A 16,302-nucleotide genomic window follows, 5' to 3' on the forward strand; every position below is an offset into this window, starting at 1 on the left:
GCACCGGCACCAGCCGGTGCCGGACCGCCAGCGGCTCGGCCTGCTCGCGCACCCGCTCGCCGAACGCGCCGGGCAGCTCGGGAACCGCCACGTCGGCCGGCGAGAGCGCGACCCGGCCGTAGGCGGTCAGCGAGTGGTGGGAGAGACCGACGTGCCGCTCGCGCGCGTCGCCCTCGCTGACCCGCAGCGCCGCCACCGGACGGCCGCGCAGCACCCCGGCGGCGTTGACCGCCTCGCCCGCCGCCACGCCCGAGAAGCCCCAGCGGGTGCCCGTCCCCAGGTTGCCCGGGCCCTGCGTGACGACCGCCACGTCGGCCCGCAGCACGTGCCGGGCCGCCAGCAGCCCGGTGTGGACGGTGACCGTCTCGACGTCGCCGCCGAACGCCTGGCCCGTCGTCACCACCCCGGCCAGCCAGCCGGTCTCGCGCAGCCGGGCCGCCGACATCGAGAACCAGGCGGGCAGCGCGCCGCCGTCCTGCATCACGTACGCCACGCGCAGGCCGGGGGCGCCGTCGTAGAGGCCGGACAGGATCGGGGCCAGCGCCGAGTGCAGATCGGCCACGATCACCGGCATCCCGGCCAGGTCGTCGGCCTCGCTCAGGACGTCGTGGAACTGCGAATCCTGCTCGTCGGCGCCCAGCACCGTGGCCTGCAGCGGCGTGTAGCGGGCCTTCACCAGGTGCCCGGGACCCACCGGATCTTGCGGCAAACGGTTCGGGACGGCCACCACCATGGCGTAACCTCCCGTACCGAGACCCATCGCGAGTGCGGTCGTGTTGAGCAGGACCTCGTCACCGGGTTCCGGGCGGCCCACCAACGGGGGGTAGGCCAGTGCCCGGCAATCACCTTCGGGAACGGCGACATCCAGCTCCACCGCTCCCGGCCACTCGCGTCGGATCCGGACAACCTCGCCCTTGCGCCATCTGATCACGGGGGCAGGGTAGCGTCGATGAAGGAGGAGTGAGGCAGATGTCGCGCCGTAAGACCGAGCGGTTGCTGAATCTGGTGATCTGCCTGCTCGCCACCCGGCGCCCGCTGTCGGCCGAGCAGATCCGCCAGGCGGTTCCCGGCTACGACCGCGACGGCGACGAGGCGTTCCAGCGCATGTTCGAACGCGACAAGAACGAGCTGCGCGAGATCGGCATCCCCATCGACGTCGTACGCGACCCGTGGGAGGACGAGCCGGGCTACCGCATCGACCCGCAGTCGTACGAGCTGCCGGAGATCACCCTGGAGCCCGACGAGGCCGCCGTGCTGGGCCTGGCGGCGCAGGTGTGGCAGCGGGCCAGCCTGGCCGAGGCCGCCTCGGGGGCGCTGCTGAAGCTGCGCGCCGCCGGCGTGGCCACCGACGAGCCGGTCGGCGGCCCGATCGGCGGCGGCGCCCTGGAACTGCGCGTCGACACCCGCGACCCGGCCTTCCCCGCCCTGTGGAACGCCGTGCGCGACCGCCGCGTGGTGCGCTTCGACTACCGCGCCTCCGGCAGCGAGACCGTGCGCGCCCGCACGGTCGAGCCGTGGGGCGTGGTCAGCCGGCGCGGACGCTGGTACCTGGCCGGCTTCGACCGCGACCGCGACGCGCCGCGCGCCTTCCGCCTCAGCCGCATCACCGGGGCGGTCACCGCCCTCGGCCGCGCCGGCGTCGTCGAGGTGCCCCACGGGGTCGACCTGCGGGCCATGGTCGGCTTCCCCGAGGAGCCCGTGGACGAGCGCGTCGCCGTCATCCGGGTGCGCCGGGGCACCTGCGAGGGCCTGCGCCAGCTCGCCAGGGCCGTGCACCCGCGCGAGGACGGCTGGGACGAGGCCGAGCTGGCCTTCGCCGACCCCGAACGCCTCGCGGGCTGGATGGCCAGCCTCGGCGCCGACGTCGAGGTGGTCGAGCCTCCTGACGCCCGTGAGGCCGTCATCCGCCGACTGAAGGGAGCCCTGGCATGAGCGGTTCGGCTGACCGGCTGCCCAGGCTGCTGGCGCTGGTGCCGTACCTGATGTCCCACCCGGGGGCCCAGGTCGGCGAGGTCGCCGAGGTGTTCGGGCTGAGCGAGAAGCAGCTCATCGACGACCTGCAACTGGTGTGGATGTGCGGCCTGCCCGGCCACACCCCCGGCGACCTCATCGACGTCTCCTGGGACGGCGGCGAGATCATCATCGACAACGCCGACACCATCGCCCGGCCGCTGCGGCTCGGCATCGACGAGGCAAGCGCGCTGCTGGTCGCGCTGCGCATGCTGGCCGCCACGCCCGAGCTGGCCGACGTGGCCGCCGGCGACGCGCTGCCGCGCGTGGTGGCCAAGCTGGAGCGGGCCGCGGGCGAGGGCGCGGCCACCGTCAGCAGCCAGGTCGCCTTCGACGTCGAGGCCGCCCCCGACGCCCTCGGCCGGGTGCGCGAGGGGCTCACCGGCCGGCGCCGGCTGTCGCTGCGCTACTACGTGCCGGGGCGCGACGAGGTCACCCCGCGCGAGGTCGACCCGACCCGGGTCGTGGTCGTCGACGGCCGCACCTACCTGGAGGGCTGGTGCTACCGGGCCGAGGCGATGCGGCTGTTCCGGCTCGACCGGGTGCTCGGCGTCGACGTGCTCGACGTGCCGGCCGACCCGCCGGCCGAGGCCGAGCCCATCGACGTCACCCGCGGGGTCTTCCGTCCCTCGCCGACCGACGAGCTGGTCGAGCTGGAGGTCAGCGCCGCCGGGCGGTGGGTGGCCGAGTACTACCCGTGCGAGGAGGTCGCCGAGCTCGGTGAAGGGCGGCTGAAGATAACGTTGCGGGCGCGTGACGAGGACTGGATCGTCAAGCTGGCGCTGCGGCTCGGCGACACCGGCCGGGTCGTCTCCCCGCCGGCGATGGCCGAGAGCGTGCGCGGGGAGGCCGAGCGGGCCCTGGCCCTGTACGCTCAGCACCCATGACGTGGATCTTCTTGGCCGCCGGGCTGGTCCTGGCCGGGCTGGCCGTGCTCGGCGTCGCGGGCGCCAGGGCCGCCGCCGCGGCACGTTCCCTGAAGAGGGAGGTCGCCGCGGCGAAGGCGCGTCTGGAGCCGGGGCAGGCCAGATTGACGCCCCGGGAGGATGAGACCACGGCCCCTGGGGGCGTACCATCGGGGCTGAAGACCGGCACTCGCTGATAAAGGACGTTTCATGTCGAACCTTGGAGTTCCCGAGCTCCTGATCATCGCAGGCGTGCTCGTCCTGCTGTTCGGTGCCAAGAAGCTGCCCGACGTGGCCAGGGGCGTCGGCAGGTCGCTGCGCATCTTCAAGTCGGAGACCGCCAAGCTCCGCGATGACGACGACGACACGCCCCACACCACGGTCCAGGCGCAGCCGGCCCCGGCTCCGGCCCAGCAGCCCGTACCGCAGCCGATCACCCCCGCTCCCGCCCCGGCCCCCGCCGCCGCCCCGGCGCTCTCGGCCGAGGAGCAGGCCCGCCAGCTAGAGGAGCAGGCCGCCCGCCTGCGCGCCAGCGCCGCCCAGGCCGACAAGCAAGGCTGACCCCCCTTCCTCCTCCTTCACCCCTGGACTGCGAATGGCGCTGCTCAAACGGTCGAGTGATTCCGGATCGGCCCCCGACCCCGAGGGCCGGATGCCGCTCATGGAGCACCTGCGTGAGCTGCGCAACAGGCTGCTCATCTCGGTTCTCGCGGTGGTCGTGGGCATCGTCGTCGGCTGGATCCTGTTCGACCCGGTGTGGGAGGCACTGCGCGCGCCCTACTGCGAGACGGTGCAGTCGCGCCAGCTCAACGGTCACTGCAGCCTGGTCTACAACGGCATCTTCCAGTCCTTCTTCATCACCCTGAAGGTCGCGGCGATGGTGGGCGTCGTGGTGGCCTCACCGGTCTGGCTCTACCAGATCTGGGCCTTCGTCACACCGGCCCTCTACCGCAACGAGAAGCGCTACTCGATCGCGTTCCTCGGCCTGGCCGTCCCGCTGTTCGTGTTCGGCGCGGGCCTGGCCTACGTCATCATGGACACCAGCCTCGGCATCCTGCTGAGCTTCTCGCTCGAGGACACCGTCGCGACGATCTCGATCGACGAGTACCTCGACTACGTCCTGATCATGTTGATGATCTTCGGCGTGTCGTTCGAGCTGCCGCTGCTGCTGGTCTTCCTCAACGTCATCGGCGTCCTGTCGCACGCGACCGTCAAGAAGCACCGGCGTACGGTGATCTTCGCGATGTTCGTGTTCGGGGCGGTCATCACCCCCGGTGGCGACCCGCTCACCATGATGGCGCTGGCCGCGCCGATGATCATCCTGTACTTCCTCGCCGAGCTCTTCATGTACGTGCGGGAGCGCCGCAGGCCCGCGGGCGAGGACTTCTCGCACCTGTCCGACGACGAGGCCTCGCCGCTGGCGGACGTCCCGCCCGACGCCGAGGATTCCGACGGCGCCCGATAGGCGATAGGTTCCGGGCGTGGCCCCCCAAATCGCCCTGCTCGTCAACCCCGCCGCACGCGGCGGGCGCACCCTGCGACTGCTCGAACCCGTCGCCCGCCGGTTGCGCGCCGGCGGCGCCGAGCTGTCGGTGATCGTCGGCACCGACGCCGCCGACGCCCTCGAACGTGCCTGCACCGCCGTCGCCGAGCGCCCCGACGCGCTGGTCGCCTTCGGCGGCGACGGGCTGGTCCACCTGGCCGTCCAGGCCGTGGCGGGCACCGACGTGCCGCTCGGCATCATCCCGGCCGGCACCGGCAACGACTTCGCCGCCGCCCTGGGCCTGGCCCACCGCGATCCGCTGGCCGCGGCCAGGACCGTGCTGCGGATGCGGGCCCGGCCGGTCGACGCGGCCCGCGTACGGGCCGGTGAGTCGGAGGAGCTGTTCGCCGGGGTGTTGTGCTGCGGCTTCGACTCGCGCGTCAACGAACGCGCCAACCGGCGCACCTGGCCGCCCGGCAAGGGCCGCTACCTGGTGGCGGTGGCCGAGGAGCTGCGCGCCTTCCGGCCCATCCCGTTCCGGGTCACGCTCGACGACGGGGAGGTGGTCGAGCAGGAGGCCATGATGGTCGCCGTGGCCAACACCCGCTCCTACGGGGCCGGCATGCGCGTGTGCCCCGACGCCTCGCCCGACGACGGCCTGCTCGACGTGATGATGGTCGGCGCGGTGTCCAAGCGCGAGTTCCTGCGCGTCTTCCCGGGCGTCTACCGGGGCACCCACGTGGGGCATCCGGCGGTGTCGGTGCGGCGGGCCCGCCGGGTCACGCTGGAGGCGGCCGACGTGGTGGCCTACGCCGACGGCGAGCGCGTGGGGCCGGTGCCGGTCACCTGCGAGATCCAGCCCGGCGCGCTCCGCGTGATCACCTGATCCACGATGTGAAGGCTGTTCGCCGCGGGCCGAGTCCGCCGGGACGGACCGGAATGGCGATTTCGGTAGGCTGACGGGTATGACAACGCCAGCGGAACGCTACGCGGCCTTCCGTCAGAAGCACGGAGACGACGGAGGGGCGCTGAGATCGTTCCGCGGTCTCTACGACTTCGAGCTCGACGACTTCCAGCTCGACGCCTGCCGGGCCCTGGAGGCGGGCGACGGCGTCCTGGTGGCCGCGCCCACCGGGTCGGGCAAGACGGTCGTCGGCGAGTTCGCCGTCCACCTGGCCCTGGAGCAGGGCCGCAAGTGCTTCTACACCACCCCCATCAAGGCGCTGTCCAACCAGAAGTACAACGACCTGGTCAAGCGCTACGGCACGGCCAAGGTCGGCCTGCTGACGGGCGACAACAGCGTCAACGGCGAGGCCCCGATCGTGGTCATGACCACCGAGGTGCTGCGCAACATGCTCTACGCCGGCTCGGCCACCCTGGCCGGGCTGGGCTTCGCCGTCATGGACGAGGTCCACTACCTCGCCGACCGCTTCCGCGGCGCGGTGTGGGAAGAGGTCATCATCCACCTGCCGGAGTCGGTGCGCCTGGTGGCGCTGTCGGCCACGGTCAGCAACGCCGAGGAGTTCGGCGAGTGGCTGGGCGAGGTGCGCGGCGAGACCACGGTCATCGTCGACGAGCACCGGCCGGTGCCCCTGTGGCAGCACATGATGGTCGGCAACCGCGTCTACGACATGTTCATGACCGACGACCTGACGCTGCGCATCAACCCCGCGCTGATGCGGGTGACGCGCGACGCCGAGCGGCTCATGGCCGGGCGGCGCGGGCGCGGCGGCTACGGCAAGGTCCACCGCTCACGCCCGCCCGACCGCGTCCAGGTGATCGAGAAGCTCGACTCCGAGGGGCTGCTCCCGGCGATCACGTTCATCTTCTCGCGGGCCGGCTGTCAGGCGGCCGTGCAGCAGTGCCTCCACGCCGGCATCCGGCTGACCACCGACCGCGAGCGCCACGAGATCAGGCAGCTCGTCGACGAGCGCACCGCCCACCTGCCCGACGAGGACCTGGCCGTGCTGGGCTACCTGGAGTGGCGCGACTGCCTGGAGCGCGGCCTGGCCGCCCACCACGCGGGCATGCTGCCGGCTTTCAAGGAGGTCGTCGAGGAGCTGTTCACCCGCGGCCTGGTCAAGGCCGTCTTCGCCACCGAGACGCTGGCGCTCGGCATCAACATGCCCGCGCGCAGCGTGGTGATCGAGAAGCTCGACAAGTGGAACGGCGAGACCCACGCCGACCTCACCCCGGGCGAGTACACCCAGCTCACCGGGCGGGCCGGGCGGCGCGGCATCGACGTCGAGGGGCACGCGGTGGTGCTGTGGCAGCCGGGCATGGACCCGCTGTCGGTGGCCGGGCTGGCCGGCACCCGCACCTACCCGCTGCGCTCCAGCTTCCAGCCGTCCTACAACATGGCCGTCAACCTGGTGGGCCAGTTCGGCCGTGAGCGCGCCCGCACGCTGCTGGAGGAGTCCTTCGCGCAGTTCCAGGCCGACCGGGCGGTCGTGGGCCTGGCCAAGCAGCTGCGCAAGCACGAGGAGGCCCTGGAGGGCTACCAGGAGGCCATGACGTGCCACCTGGGCGACTTCCCCGAATACGCGGCGCTGCGCCGGCGTCTGTCGGACCGGGAGGCCGAGCTGTCCAAGCAGCGCGGCGCGGCCCGGCGCGCGGCCGCCGTGCGCTCGCTGGAGGCGCTGGAGCCGGGCGACGTGATCCGGGTGCCGGGCGGGCGCAGGGCGGGCCTGGCGATCGTGCTCGACCCCGGCCGCAACCCGCGCGGCCACGGTCCGAGCCCGCTGGTGCTGACGATCGGCAAGCAGATCAAGAAGCTCGACCCGGCCGACTTCCCGGTGCCGGTCGAGCCGCTGGAGAAGCTGCGCATCCCGAAGAACTTCAACGGCCGCTCGCCGAAGGAGCGTGCCAACCTCGTCTCCACCCTGCTGGCCAAGATGGGCGACCGCGACCTCGGCAAGCCGGCCAGGGCGCGCGACCACTCGGTCGACGACGACGAGGTCAACGAGCTGCGCCGGCGCATCCGCCAGCACCCGTGCCACGGCTGCGACGAGCGGGAGGACCACGCCCGCTGGGCCGAGCGCTACTACAAGCTGCAGCGCGAGACCGAGGGGCTGCGCCGTCGGGTCGAGGGCCGCTCCCACGTCATCTCCCGCACCTTCGACCGCATCTGCTCGGTGCTGGAGCAGCTGGGCTACCTCGACGGCGAGACCGTCACCGACGAGGGCCGCCGCCTGGGCCGCCTCTACACCGAGCTCGACCTGCTGACCGCCGAGTGCCTGCGCGGCGGCCTGTGGGAGGAGCTCGAACCGGCCGAGCTGGCCGCGTGCGTGTCGGCGCTGGTGTTCGAGTCGCGGCAGTCCGACGACGCGCGCCGTCCCAAGATCCCGGCCGGGCGGGCCCAGGACGCGCTGTCGTCGATGATCCGGCTGTGGGGCGAGCTGGAGGGCATCGAGTCCGACCACGGGCTGTCCACCATCCGCGAGCCCGATCTGGGGTTCGCGTGGGCGGCGTTCCGGTGGGCCAAGGGCCACAGCCTCGACGCGGTGCTGCTGGAGGGCGTGGCCGGCAACGAGCTGGCGGCCGGCGACTTCGTGCGGTGGATCAAGCAGCTGATGGACCTGCTCGGCCAGCTCGGGCACGCGGCTCCCGAGGGCAGCAAGATCAAGCAGACCGCGGGCAAGGCGATGGACGCCATGCGACGCGGCGTCGTGGCGTACTCGTCGCTCACCTGAGGGCTCACCTGAGGGCTCACCTGAGGCGCGGGAATGCCCGCGAAGGGCGGGCGGATCCGGCCGGATCCGCCCGCCCTTCGGGTTTTCCGATTAGGTGAGAACCAGTTCTGAGTAGCATCTTTGAGCGTTCCGTTACCGCTATCAGCGGTTTTCGCGATTTACGGCTCATTTAAGTAGCCGGCAGAAGTGCCTTTGTGGCCGGGATTCACCGGTCAATTCTCCCTTTAACGGCCGAACTTCGGGTGATTTGCGGCGAATTCGTGGGTATCGTCCCATTTGTCGAATGGAACAGCCATACGGGGGAGGAAGATATGGCTAACAACCAGCTGACCCAGGCCGGCTTCCAGGAGTCCTGGCGCTGTCGTCGGCGCCGGTGGGCCCGCCGCCGCTGCTGCGGCTTCCGCAGGTGGTGGGGCTGGGGGTGGTAGAGCAACCCCGTGAGAGCCGGCGGCCCAGCCGCCGGCTCTCCCTTACGCTCTCCGGCCGTGAACTCGCTCCCGCTGTTTCCATCCGACGAACATTTCGCGAGTTCTGGCCGGACACCGAAGGTCTGCGCCGGTTCTTCGCGTGCGGCGTGGTGTTCGCCGTCCTTGCAGCACTCTGCGAGGTCGCCGCGATCCGCCTGTTCGGGCACATCACCGACGACGTGCTCGCCACACGCGATCTGGACGCCTTCTGGGCGCCCGCCTTCACCTGGCTCGGGCTCGCCGCCTTCGCCGGGGTGACGTCCTTCGTCGGGACGTACGCCACGGCCTACGGCGCGGAACGTTTCCTGCTCGCCCTGCGCGACCGCGTGTTCGCGCACATCCAGACCCTGTCGCCGGACTTCTCGGAGAACCGGCGGCTCGGCGACCTCATGGCCCGGCTGACCGACGACATCCAGGCCATCGAGGAACTGGTCGGCTCCGGCCTGGTCAAACTGTTCACCACCGCGGCCAGCGTGGTGTTCTTCGCCGGCGCCGCCTTTCTCATCCGCTGGGACCTCGCCCTGGTCACGATGGCGCTGATCCCGGCGTTCCTGGTCGTCTCGAAGCTGTTCGCGGCCAGGTTCAGGACGGCGGCGGCGCGCGAGCGGCTCAGCAACGGCGCCATGAACAGCGTGCTGGAGGAGGGCCTGGCCAACCAGGCGCTCGTCCAGGCCTACAACCGGCAGGGGGCCGAGTCCGGGCGGCTGCACGGCGAGGGCCGCCACTGGCTGCGCGCCAACCTTTCCCAGGCCTGGCTGTCGGGGCTCTACCAGCCCGTCGTCCAGGTCATCGAGACGGTCTGCCTGATCGTCATCATCGGGTTCGGCGCCTGGGAGATCGTCGCCGGACGGCTCACCCTGGGCGGCCTGCTCGCCTTCGCCGCCTACCTGGCGATGCTCTACCCGGCCGTGCAGAGCCTGGGGGAGCTCGCGCTGACGGTGTCGGAGGCGGCGGCGGGATCCGACCGCGTGATCGAGGTCCTGCGCGCCCGGCCCCTGGTCACCGACCCCGAGGGGGCGGTGGCGCTGCCCGGCCGGGCCGAGGGACGGGTGGAGTTCGACGGCGTCGGCTTCACCTATCCGGGACGCACACGGCCCGCCGTGCGCGATGTGTCGTTCACCGCCGGGCCCGGCGAGCTGATCGTCTGCACCGGGCCCAGCGGGAGCGGCAAGTCGACGCTGGCCAAGCTGCTGCTGCGCTTCTACGACCCGGAACGCGGCCGCATCCTGCTCGACGGCCGCGACATCAGGGGCCTGACACGGGAGTCGCTGCGTGCCAACGTGGCGATCCTGCACCAGGAGACGCTGCTGTTCTCGGGGTCCGTACGCGACAACATCGCCTACGGCCGGCCGGGCGCCTCGCTCGACGAGGTGATCAGGGCGGCCGAGGCGGCGGGCGTGCACGACTTCGTCAAGCTGCTGCCCCAGGGGTACGACACCCCGGTCGGGCAGCGGGGCCGGCTGCTGTCCGGCGGCCAGCGGCAGCGGATCGGGATCGCCAGGGCCATCCTGCGCGACGCGCCCGTCCTGGTGCTCGACGAGCCGATGACCGGGCTGGACGACGCCACCGTCGCCCAGGTCATGAAGCCGCTGCGGCGGCTGATGGCCGGGCGCACGACCATCCTCATCACCCACGACCTGCGTCACGTGCCGGAGGGCGCGCGAGCCGTGGAGCTGGAGCCGCTGCCCCGCGAGGAGCGCATCCGGCTCAAGCGCGTCGGCTCGTTCGGCCTCAGGCCGCCGCTGGCGGCGCCGCCCTGAGCGGCGGGTGCGAGAGGTCCCATGCGGCCGCCCCTCCTGGCTCCGGCCAGGGCGGGCGGCCGCGCCACGCCGGGCTACCGCCCGGTAGAATCGGAGCCCTCCCTCCGCTTGCCGAAGGCAGGTTCCCCATGGGCGACCACAGCTCCGCCCGGCCGTTACGCGCCGACGCCCGCCGCAACCGCGAGCGGGTCCTGCAGATCGCGCAGGAGGCGCTGGCCGCCGACGGGCTGACCATCTCCCTCGACGAGATCGCCCGCCGCGCCGGGTTCGGGGTCGGCACCGTTCACCGGCACTTCCCCACCAAGGAGGCGCTGCTGGAGGCGGTGCTGCTCGGCCGGGCCGAACGTTTCGTGGCCGACGCCCGCGCGCTGGCCACCGCCGAGGACGCCGGGCGGGCCTTCTTCGGCTGGTTCTGCCGGGTCGCCGAGCAGGCCGCGGCCCACCAGGCGCTGTGCGACCTGCTGGACGGCGGCGCGGGGCCGGCGCTGCGGCCCGGCTCGACGCTGGAGGCCGACCTGGCCGACGCGATCGGGCGGCTGCTGGCCCGCGCGCAGCGCGCCGGGGCCGTGCGCCGCGACCTGTCCGCCGACGACGTGCGCGACCTGCTGCGCGGCGCCCTGGCGGCCGAACGCCACGCGCGGGGCAGGGGCGCGGCCGGGCGGATGGCGGCCGTGATGTGCGACGGCATGCGCGCCGGGATGAATTGACGGTCGCGAGGTACGGCGGGCGATCCCAGCCCGACTGACCGGCCGGTCAAGGGTGTGTCGTCATATGGCTACAGATCGTCACCCTCGGGGCAGTTTCTCCACCGAATCCGGCGGACATCCCCAAGGCGTAGGAAAGGGACTCCCCTTCAGGCCCATCGGGCCGGGGTCCGGTCAGCTCGGGAGGTAACCCGTGTTCGCTCTCATCGCCGCCCTGTTCTTCCTGCTCGCCCTGATCTTCGACATCGCCGGCACCGCCGTCGGCAACGTGCTCACCGCGGGCACGCTCACCACGGCCGGGCTGCTGTGCGTCGCCCTCCACCTGCTGGGGGTCGGCGCGGGATGGTCGCCGCTCAAGCGCTGAGGGCGGGTCCACCGGGGGCCGTGCGCGAGATCGTCCCGCGCGCGGCCCCTCGCCGTGCCCGTGGGCGCCCGGCTCGCGGCGGGCGTCAGGCCAGGGTGAAGCGGACCTCGCGGGTGGCCGGGTCGGCCTGCGTCAGACGGACGGTGACCCGCTCGCCCAGGGGCAGGACGCCGTCGCAGCGGGCGATCACGGCCGGCTCGACGAGCTGCACCTGGCCGCCGCCGCGGCGCTCGTCCACGTCGATCACCATCGCCTCGAACGCCTGCCCGATCCGCTCCCGCAGCAGGAACGCCTCCACCAGGTCCACGCAGGCCCGGTCGACCGCACCGGCGCGGCGGCCGGTCGCCGACATGATGTCGGGCAGCAGCGGCAGCGCGGCCCGCACATCCGAGGGCACCGGCTCGCCCGCCGCGACCGCCAGGCACACCTCGGTCGCGTACCGGTCCACCAGGCGCCGCAGCGGAGCCGTGACGTGCGCGTACGGCGCCGCCACCGCCGAGTGCTCGGCCAGCTTGGGCGGCGCGCCGTCGAAGGCCGCGTACCCGGCGCCGCGCAGCAGCACCTTCGACTCCTGCAGGAACGCCGCCTGCTGCGGGTTCTTGGGGTCGAGGTCGTGCACGACCTCCCCGTAACCGGCGCCCTCGGGCCACGGTACGCCGAGCGCCTGCGCGACCCGGCGCACCTTGGCCAGGTCCTCCGGCTGCGGCGCGGGCAGCACGCGCAGGATGCCGATCTCGGCGTCCAGCATCATCGCGGCGGCGGCCATGCCGGTCAGCAGCGAGATCTGGGCGTTCCACGCCTCGGCGGGCAGCGGCACGCGGTACTCCAGCCGGTAGCCGCCGTCGTCGTCCCGGACGACCTCCTGCTCGGGCGTGGGCAGGGTGACGCCGCCGCGCGCCCGCTCCAGCCGCAGCCGCAGCTCGCCGATCTCGGCCAGCAGGCTCAGGGTGTCGTCGGCGGTGCCGGTGTCCACGGCCGCCTGCACGTAGGCGTAGTCGAGCCGTTCGCGGCTGCGCACCCGGGCGCGCTGCACGTCCGCGCCGACGATCCGGCCCTCGGCGTCGAGGTCGACGCGCCAGACCGCGGCCGGACGGATCGCGCCGGGCAGCAGGCTCGCCGCGCCCTCCGACAGCACCTTGGGATGCAGCGGCACCCTGCCCACCGGCAGGTACACCGTCTCACCCCGGGTACGGGCCTCGGCGTCGACCCGGCCGCCCGGCCGGACGAAGGCGCCGACGTCGGCGATGGCGTACCAGACGCGGTAGCCGTCGCGCAGCCGTTCCAGGTGCAGGGCCTGGTCGAGGTCCATCGAGCCCGGCGGGTCGATGGTCACGAACGGCACGTCGGTCCGGTCTTCGGCGTCAAGCCTGGGCACCTGCGCCACCCAGTCGGCCTCGTCGAGCACGTCCTGGGGGAATCCGGCGGGCAGCCGCTGCTCGCGCAGCACGCGGTCGAACCCGTCCTCCAGCCTGGCGGGGATCGGGCCAGGAACCTGAATCATCGACACGCCCACAACCTACTCAAGGCGGGCGTACCGTCACGACTGGGGCGTCAGATGGGCGTCGAGGCCGGTGATGCGCAGCAGGCGCTTCATGTTGGGCGGGACGTTGGCCAGCCGCAGGCTGGTGTGCCCGCGGACGGCCTGGTTGTGCAGGGAGACCAGGATGCCGAGCCCGGCCGCGTCGATGAAGGACAGGCCGCCCACCTCGATCACCACCGACATGTCCGGCCGCCGCGCGCGCCCGGCCTCCTCCAGCACGCCGAGCAGGTGGCCGCGGACGGCCTCGGTGGTGGCGATGTCGAGCTCGCCGCTCAGGGAGACGGTCACGGTCGTGTCGTGGCGGCTGGTGGTCAGGTGAAGAGAATCCATGTCGGCTCCCCGCTGTTGGTCCGGGCGGAGGAAAGTGGTGCTGACTACGGGGACCCGCCCCTGACCGAAGGCGCCGGATGCGATGATCGTCACGCAGCGCTACGGTCTGTTTCCGAAGAGGAGTGTACATGCCCTCCTGTCCGGGCTCGCGGAGCAGGCCCCCTCCGTGCGAGGAGCCCGGCGCGACCGGCGCCACGGGCGTTGCGGGCGGGGGCGTACTGCCCGGTAACGTCTCGTTCCACCTGATGTACTGAGATTGAGGAGCGTGACGTGCCCCCCGTCATCCTTTCCGCCGCCGGCTCGGCCCTGGTGCTCGACGACTCCGGCCCCGGGCTGCCGCGGGTGCGGCACTACGGCGCCGACCTCGGGCCGGTCACCGGAGCCGACCTGGCGCCCGCCCTGCTGTCGCTGACCCCCGCGCTGGCGCTGCTGCCCGGCCAGGACGAGTCCTGGTTCGGCCGGCCGGGCCTGTCCGGTGACCGGGCCGGTGAGCACTGGCCGGTGCGCTGGAGCGCCGAGAACGTCGAGACGGCGGCCGAGCCGGGCGCGGGCGGCCGCGTCACCGTCGCCGCCGTGGACGCCGAGGCGGGGTTGCGGCTGCTCAGCGAGCTGGTGATGGACGCCTCCGGCGTCGTCATGATGCGGCACACGGTGACCAACACCGCCGCCTCGCCGTACCGGCTGCAGGGGTTGACGTGCGCGCTGCCGCTGCCCGCCAGGGCCGGCGAGCTGCTGGACTTCACCGGACGGTGGGCGCTGGAGAAGGTGCCGCAGCGCAGGGAGTTCGGGCAGGGGGTGTGGTCGCGGGAGAGCCGCCGCGGCCGTACCGGCCACGACGCGACCGGCCTGCTCGTCGCCGGCACGCCCGGCTTCGGCTTCCGCTCCGGCGAGGTGTGGGCCGTGCACGCCGGCTGGAGCGGCGGCCACGTGCACTACGCCGAACGGCTCGTCGAGGGCCAGGCCGTGCTGGCCGCCGGCGAACTGCTCGAACCCGGCGAGATCACCCTCGCCCAGGACGGCGCCTACAGCACCCCGTGGGTCTACTTCACCTGGTCCGGCAGCGGCCTGGACGAGGCCGCCGGCCGCCTGCACGACCACCTGCGCGCTGCCCGTCCGCTCCCGGTGCGCCCGGTCACCCTGAACAACTGGGAGGCCACCTACTTCGACCACGGCCTCGACCGGCTGCGCGAGCTGGCCGACAAGGCGGCCGCCGCCGGCATCGAACGGTTCGTGCTCGACGACGGCTGGTTCCGCCACCGCCGCCACGACCGGGCCGGGCTCGGCGACTGGTACGTCGACCAGGACGTCTGGCCCGGCGGCCTGCACCCGCTGGCCGAGCACGTACGCGAGCTGGGCCTGCAGTTCGGCCTGTGGTTCGAGCCCGAGATGGTCAACCCCGACTCCGACCTGGCCCGCGCCCACCCCGACTGGATCCTCGCCCGCGCCGACCGCCCGCCCGCGCTCTGGCGCAACCAGCAGGTGCTCGACCTGGCCCGGCCCGAGGTCTACGACCATCTCCTCGACCGCCTCGACACGCTGACCCGCGAGTACGCGCTGGACTACATCAAGTGGGACCACAACCGTGACCTGGCCGAGGCCGTCCACGACGGGACGCCCGGCGTGCACGCGCAGACGGCCGCGGTCTACCGGCTGATCGACGAGCTGCGCCGCCGCCACCCCGGGCTGGAGATCGAGTCGTGCTCGTCGGGCGGCGCGCGCATCGACTACGGCGTCCTGGCCCGTACCGACCGCGTGTGGGCCTCCGACAGCAACGACGCCCTCGACCGGCAGGCCATCCAGCGCTGGACCGGGCTGCTGGTGCCGCCGGACCGCATGGGCTGCCACGTCGGCGCCCCCCACGACCACATCACCGGCCGCGCGCTGCCGCTCGCCTTCCGGGCGGCGACCGCGATGTTCGGCCACATGGGCGTGGAGTGGGACCTGACCTCGGCGAGCCCGCAGGAGCTGGCGGAGCTGGGCGTCTGGATCGCGCTGCACAAGCGGCTGCGGCCGGTGCTGCACGCGGGCCGGGTCGTGCGGGCCGACCATCCCGACCCCTCGACGCTGCTGCACGGGGTCGTGCTGCCCGAACGGGCCGTGTTCGCCTGCGTCCAGCTCGCCAGCCGGGTCACCGTCAGCCCGGAACCGCTGCGGCTGCCGGGGCTCGACCCGGCCGCGCTGTACGAGGTGCGCGCCGCGGGGCCGCTGCCGGAGGGCGCGGGGCTGCCGCAGTGGGTGTTCGCGCCGGCGCGGGTGCCGGGGGCGGCGCTGGCCGAGCTGGGGTTGCCGGGGCCCGCGCTGCGTCCGGCCTCGGCGCTGGTCTTCGAGGTCGAACGGGTGGCCGCGGGACGGCACAGCTAGCCGATCGATCGCCGGGCCTCAGCCACTGGACCGCCCGCCCGGGTTGGGGGAGAACCACTCCCGGTCGCGCGGTGCTCGGGCCGGGGGCCGGTTCCCGCCGGCGTGCTCGGTCGTATGCTCAGTTGTGCGGTCGGTGACGCGGTCAGTGGGTGGCCGGGCGCCAGGGGGTGTCGGCGGGGGAGGGGCGCCAGGCCGCCCAGTCGATGCGCACCCGGTCCGGCCGGGCCGGGTCCACCTTCACGGGCAGCACCGCGCCCGGGACCACCAGGCCCATGGGGATGCGCGGCAGCGTCTGGCGGTGGGCGACCCGGTAGGCGGGGCCCTCGTGCGGCTGCACCACCAGCCCGAAGCTGACGACGGGCTGGTCGTTGACGGACATGTGGGTGTCGGCCATCGACTCCACCACGGCCTGCGCGGGAATCCCGGTCGCCAGGAGCCGCTGGCCGTTCCTCGCCATGATCAGGAACGGCACGCCGACCGCGGCCGTGATCAGCGTCGTCCCGGCGGTGATCGCCACAGCCAGCAAGATTCCCGTGGTCACTGTGCTTCCCCAGTTCTGTCCTCCGCCCGGCGTCCGGGCGGCTCGTTCCGTTCGATCTCGAAGGAGTTTCTAGCCGGGACGGCTTGACCGCCGCTTGATCGCCGGTTGCAAGATCCCGTCGCCGACCTGGTTTATTTCACGGGTA

15 protein-coding genes are annotated in these 16,302 nt (G+C 73.0%); 11 read left to right on the plus strand and 4 right to left on the minus strand.

The annotated features are described in order from the left end of the window. The coding region (locus ABZ444_RS34445; protein ID WP_358006237.1) for a DUF3866 family protein at positions 1–931 on the minus strand (931 nt) is incomplete at its 3' end. Between the two features lie 38 nt (positions 932–969). Between ABZ444_RS34445 and ABZ444_RS34450 the strand changes: the two genes are divergently transcribed. The 10 genes from ABZ444_RS34450 (at position 970) to ABZ444_RS34495 (ending at position 11,385) form a co-directional block, all read left to right on the plus strand. After that, positions 970–1,932, plus strand: a complete 963-nt coding sequence (locus tag ABZ444_RS34450; protein ID WP_358006240.1) for a WYL domain-containing protein — start codon at positions 970–972, stop codon at positions 1,930–1,932. Then, entirely contained in the window at positions 1,929–2,897 is a 969-nt protein-coding gene (locus ABZ444_RS34455; protein ID WP_358006243.1) for a WYL domain-containing protein, read from the plus strand. The genes ABZ444_RS34450 and ABZ444_RS34455 overlap by 4 nt, the downstream gene beginning before the upstream one ends. Continuing rightward, the gene (locus ABZ444_RS34460) at positions 2,894–3,112 is read left to right on the plus strand and encodes a hypothetical protein (RefSeq protein WP_358006246.1); all 219 of its coding nucleotides are present in this window, start codon (positions 2,894–2,896) and stop codon (positions 3,110–3,112) included. The genes ABZ444_RS34455 and ABZ444_RS34460 overlap by 4 nt, the downstream gene beginning before the upstream one ends. A 13-nt stretch (positions 3,113–3,125) precedes the next feature. Beyond that, positions 3,126–3,476 (plus strand): Sec-independent protein translocase subunit TatA, encoded by a 351-nt coding sequence (gene tatA / locus ABZ444_RS34465; protein ID WP_357977366.1) that lies wholly within the window; start codon positions 3,126–3,128, stop codon positions 3,474–3,476. 34 nt (positions 3,477–3,510) lie between these two features. Next, positions 3,511–4,380 (plus strand): twin-arginine translocase subunit TatC, encoded by an 870-nt coding sequence (tatC, locus tag ABZ444_RS34470; RefSeq protein ID WP_357977369.1) that lies wholly within the window; start codon positions 3,511–3,513, stop codon positions 4,378–4,380. Between the two features lie 16 nt (positions 4,381–4,396). Continuing rightward, a complete protein-coding gene (locus ABZ444_RS34475; protein WP_357977372.1) occupies positions 4,397–5,284 on the plus strand; it encodes a YegS/Rv2252/BmrU family lipid kinase in 888 nt (295 codons plus the stop codon). A 79-nt stretch (positions 5,285–5,363) separates the two neighbouring features. Beyond that, positions 5,364–8,090, plus strand: coding sequence for a DEAD/DEAH box helicase (locus ABZ444_RS34480; protein WP_358006249.1), 2,727 nt, complete (start codon positions 5,364–5,366; stop codon positions 8,088–8,090). Between the two features lie 577 nt (positions 8,091–8,667). Then, positions 8,668–10,317: an ABC transporter ATP-binding protein gene (locus ABZ444_RS34485; protein ID WP_358006252.1), complete on the plus strand. Its 1,650-nt coding sequence runs from the start codon at positions 8,668–8,670 to the stop codon at positions 10,315–10,317. Between the two features lie 128 nt (positions 10,318–10,445). Beyond that, positions 10,446–11,024 (plus strand): helix-turn-helix domain-containing protein, encoded by a 579-nt coding sequence (locus ABZ444_RS34490; RefSeq protein WP_358006255.1) that lies wholly within the window; start codon positions 10,446–10,448, stop codon positions 11,022–11,024. 190 nt (positions 11,025–11,214) lie between these two features. Continuing rightward, on the plus strand, positions 11,215–11,385 hold the full coding sequence (locus ABZ444_RS34495; protein ID WP_352331507.1) for a hypothetical protein: 171 nt from the start codon (positions 11,215–11,217) through the stop codon (positions 11,383–11,385). 85 nt (positions 11,386–11,470) lie between these two features. Here the strand turns inward: ABZ444_RS34495 and ABZ444_RS34500 are convergent, their stop codons facing one another. Together ABZ444_RS34500 and ABZ444_RS34505 are read right to left on the minus strand one after the other, a co-directional pair. Beyond that, a complete protein-coding gene (locus ABZ444_RS34500) occupies positions 11,471–12,886 on the minus strand; it encodes an RNB domain-containing ribonuclease (protein WP_358006445.1) in 1,416 nt (471 codons plus the stop codon). 36 nt (positions 12,887–12,922) lie between these two features. Further along, complete coding sequence (locus tag ABZ444_RS34505) at positions 12,923–13,255, minus strand: STAS domain-containing protein (protein ID WP_358006258.1); 333 nt, start codon at positions 13,253–13,255, stop codon at positions 12,923–12,925. Between the two features lie 270 nt (positions 13,256–13,525). Between ABZ444_RS34505 and ABZ444_RS34510 the strand changes: the two genes are divergently transcribed. Continuing rightward, positions 13,526–15,616 carry an alpha-galactosidase gene (locus ABZ444_RS34510; RefSeq protein WP_358006261.1) on the plus strand — a complete coding sequence of 697 codons (2,091 nt, stop codon included), beginning with the start codon at positions 13,526–13,528 and terminating at the stop codon, positions 15,614–15,616. Positions 15,617–15,758: 142 nt separating this feature from the next. Here ABZ444_RS34510 and ABZ444_RS34515 read toward each other — a convergent pair whose 3' ends face one another. Then, entirely contained in the window at positions 15,759–16,157 is a 399-nt protein-coding gene (locus ABZ444_RS34515; RefSeq protein WP_358006264.1) for a DUF3592 domain-containing protein, read from the minus strand. Between the last annotated feature and the right edge of the window lie 145 nt (positions 16,158–16,302).

The sequence above is a fragment of the Nonomuraea sp. NPDC005730 genome, assembly GCF_040630865.1.
Taxonomy (GTDB): domain Bacteria; phylum Actinomycetota; class Actinomycetes; order Streptosporangiales; family Streptosporangiaceae; genus Nonomuraea.

What these genes read in the sequence shown, in the direction of transcription:
- ABZ444_RS34450 (WP_358006240.1), top strand. Translation starts at nt 970, where the DNA reads ATGTCGCGCCGTAAGACCGAGCGGTTGCTGAATCTGGTGATCTGCCTG.
- ABZ444_RS34455 (WP_358006243.1), top strand. Translation starts at nt 1,929, where the DNA reads ATGAGCGGTTCGGCTGACCGGCTGCCCAGGCTGCTGGCGCTGGTGCCG.
- ABZ444_RS34460 (WP_358006246.1), top strand. Translation starts at nt 2,894, where the DNA reads ATGACGTGGATCTTCTTGGCCGCCGGGCTGGTCCTGGCCGGGCTGGCC.
- tatA (WP_357977366.1), top strand. Translation starts at nt 3,126, where the DNA reads ATGTCGAACCTTGGAGTTCCCGAGCTCCTGATCATCGCAGGCGTGCTC.
- tatC (WP_357977369.1), top strand. Translation starts at nt 3,511, where the DNA reads ATGGCGCTGCTCAAACGGTCGAGTGATTCCGGATCGGCCCCCGACCCC.
- ABZ444_RS34480 (WP_358006249.1), top strand. Translation starts at nt 5,364, where the DNA reads ATGACAACGCCAGCGGAACGCTACGCGGCCTTCCGTCAGAAGCACGGA.
- ABZ444_RS34490 (WP_358006255.1), top strand. Translation starts at nt 10,446, where the DNA reads ATGGGCGACCACAGCTCCGCCCGGCCGTTACGCGCCGACGCCCGCCGC.
- ABZ444_RS34500 (WP_358006445.1), bottom strand. Translation starts at nt 12,886, where the DNA reads ATGATTCAGGTTCCTGGCCCGATCCCCGCCAGGCTGGAGGACGGGTTC.
- ABZ444_RS34505 (WP_358006258.1), bottom strand. Translation starts at nt 13,255, where the DNA reads ATGGATTCTCTTCACCTGACCACCAGCCGCCACGACACGACCGTGACC.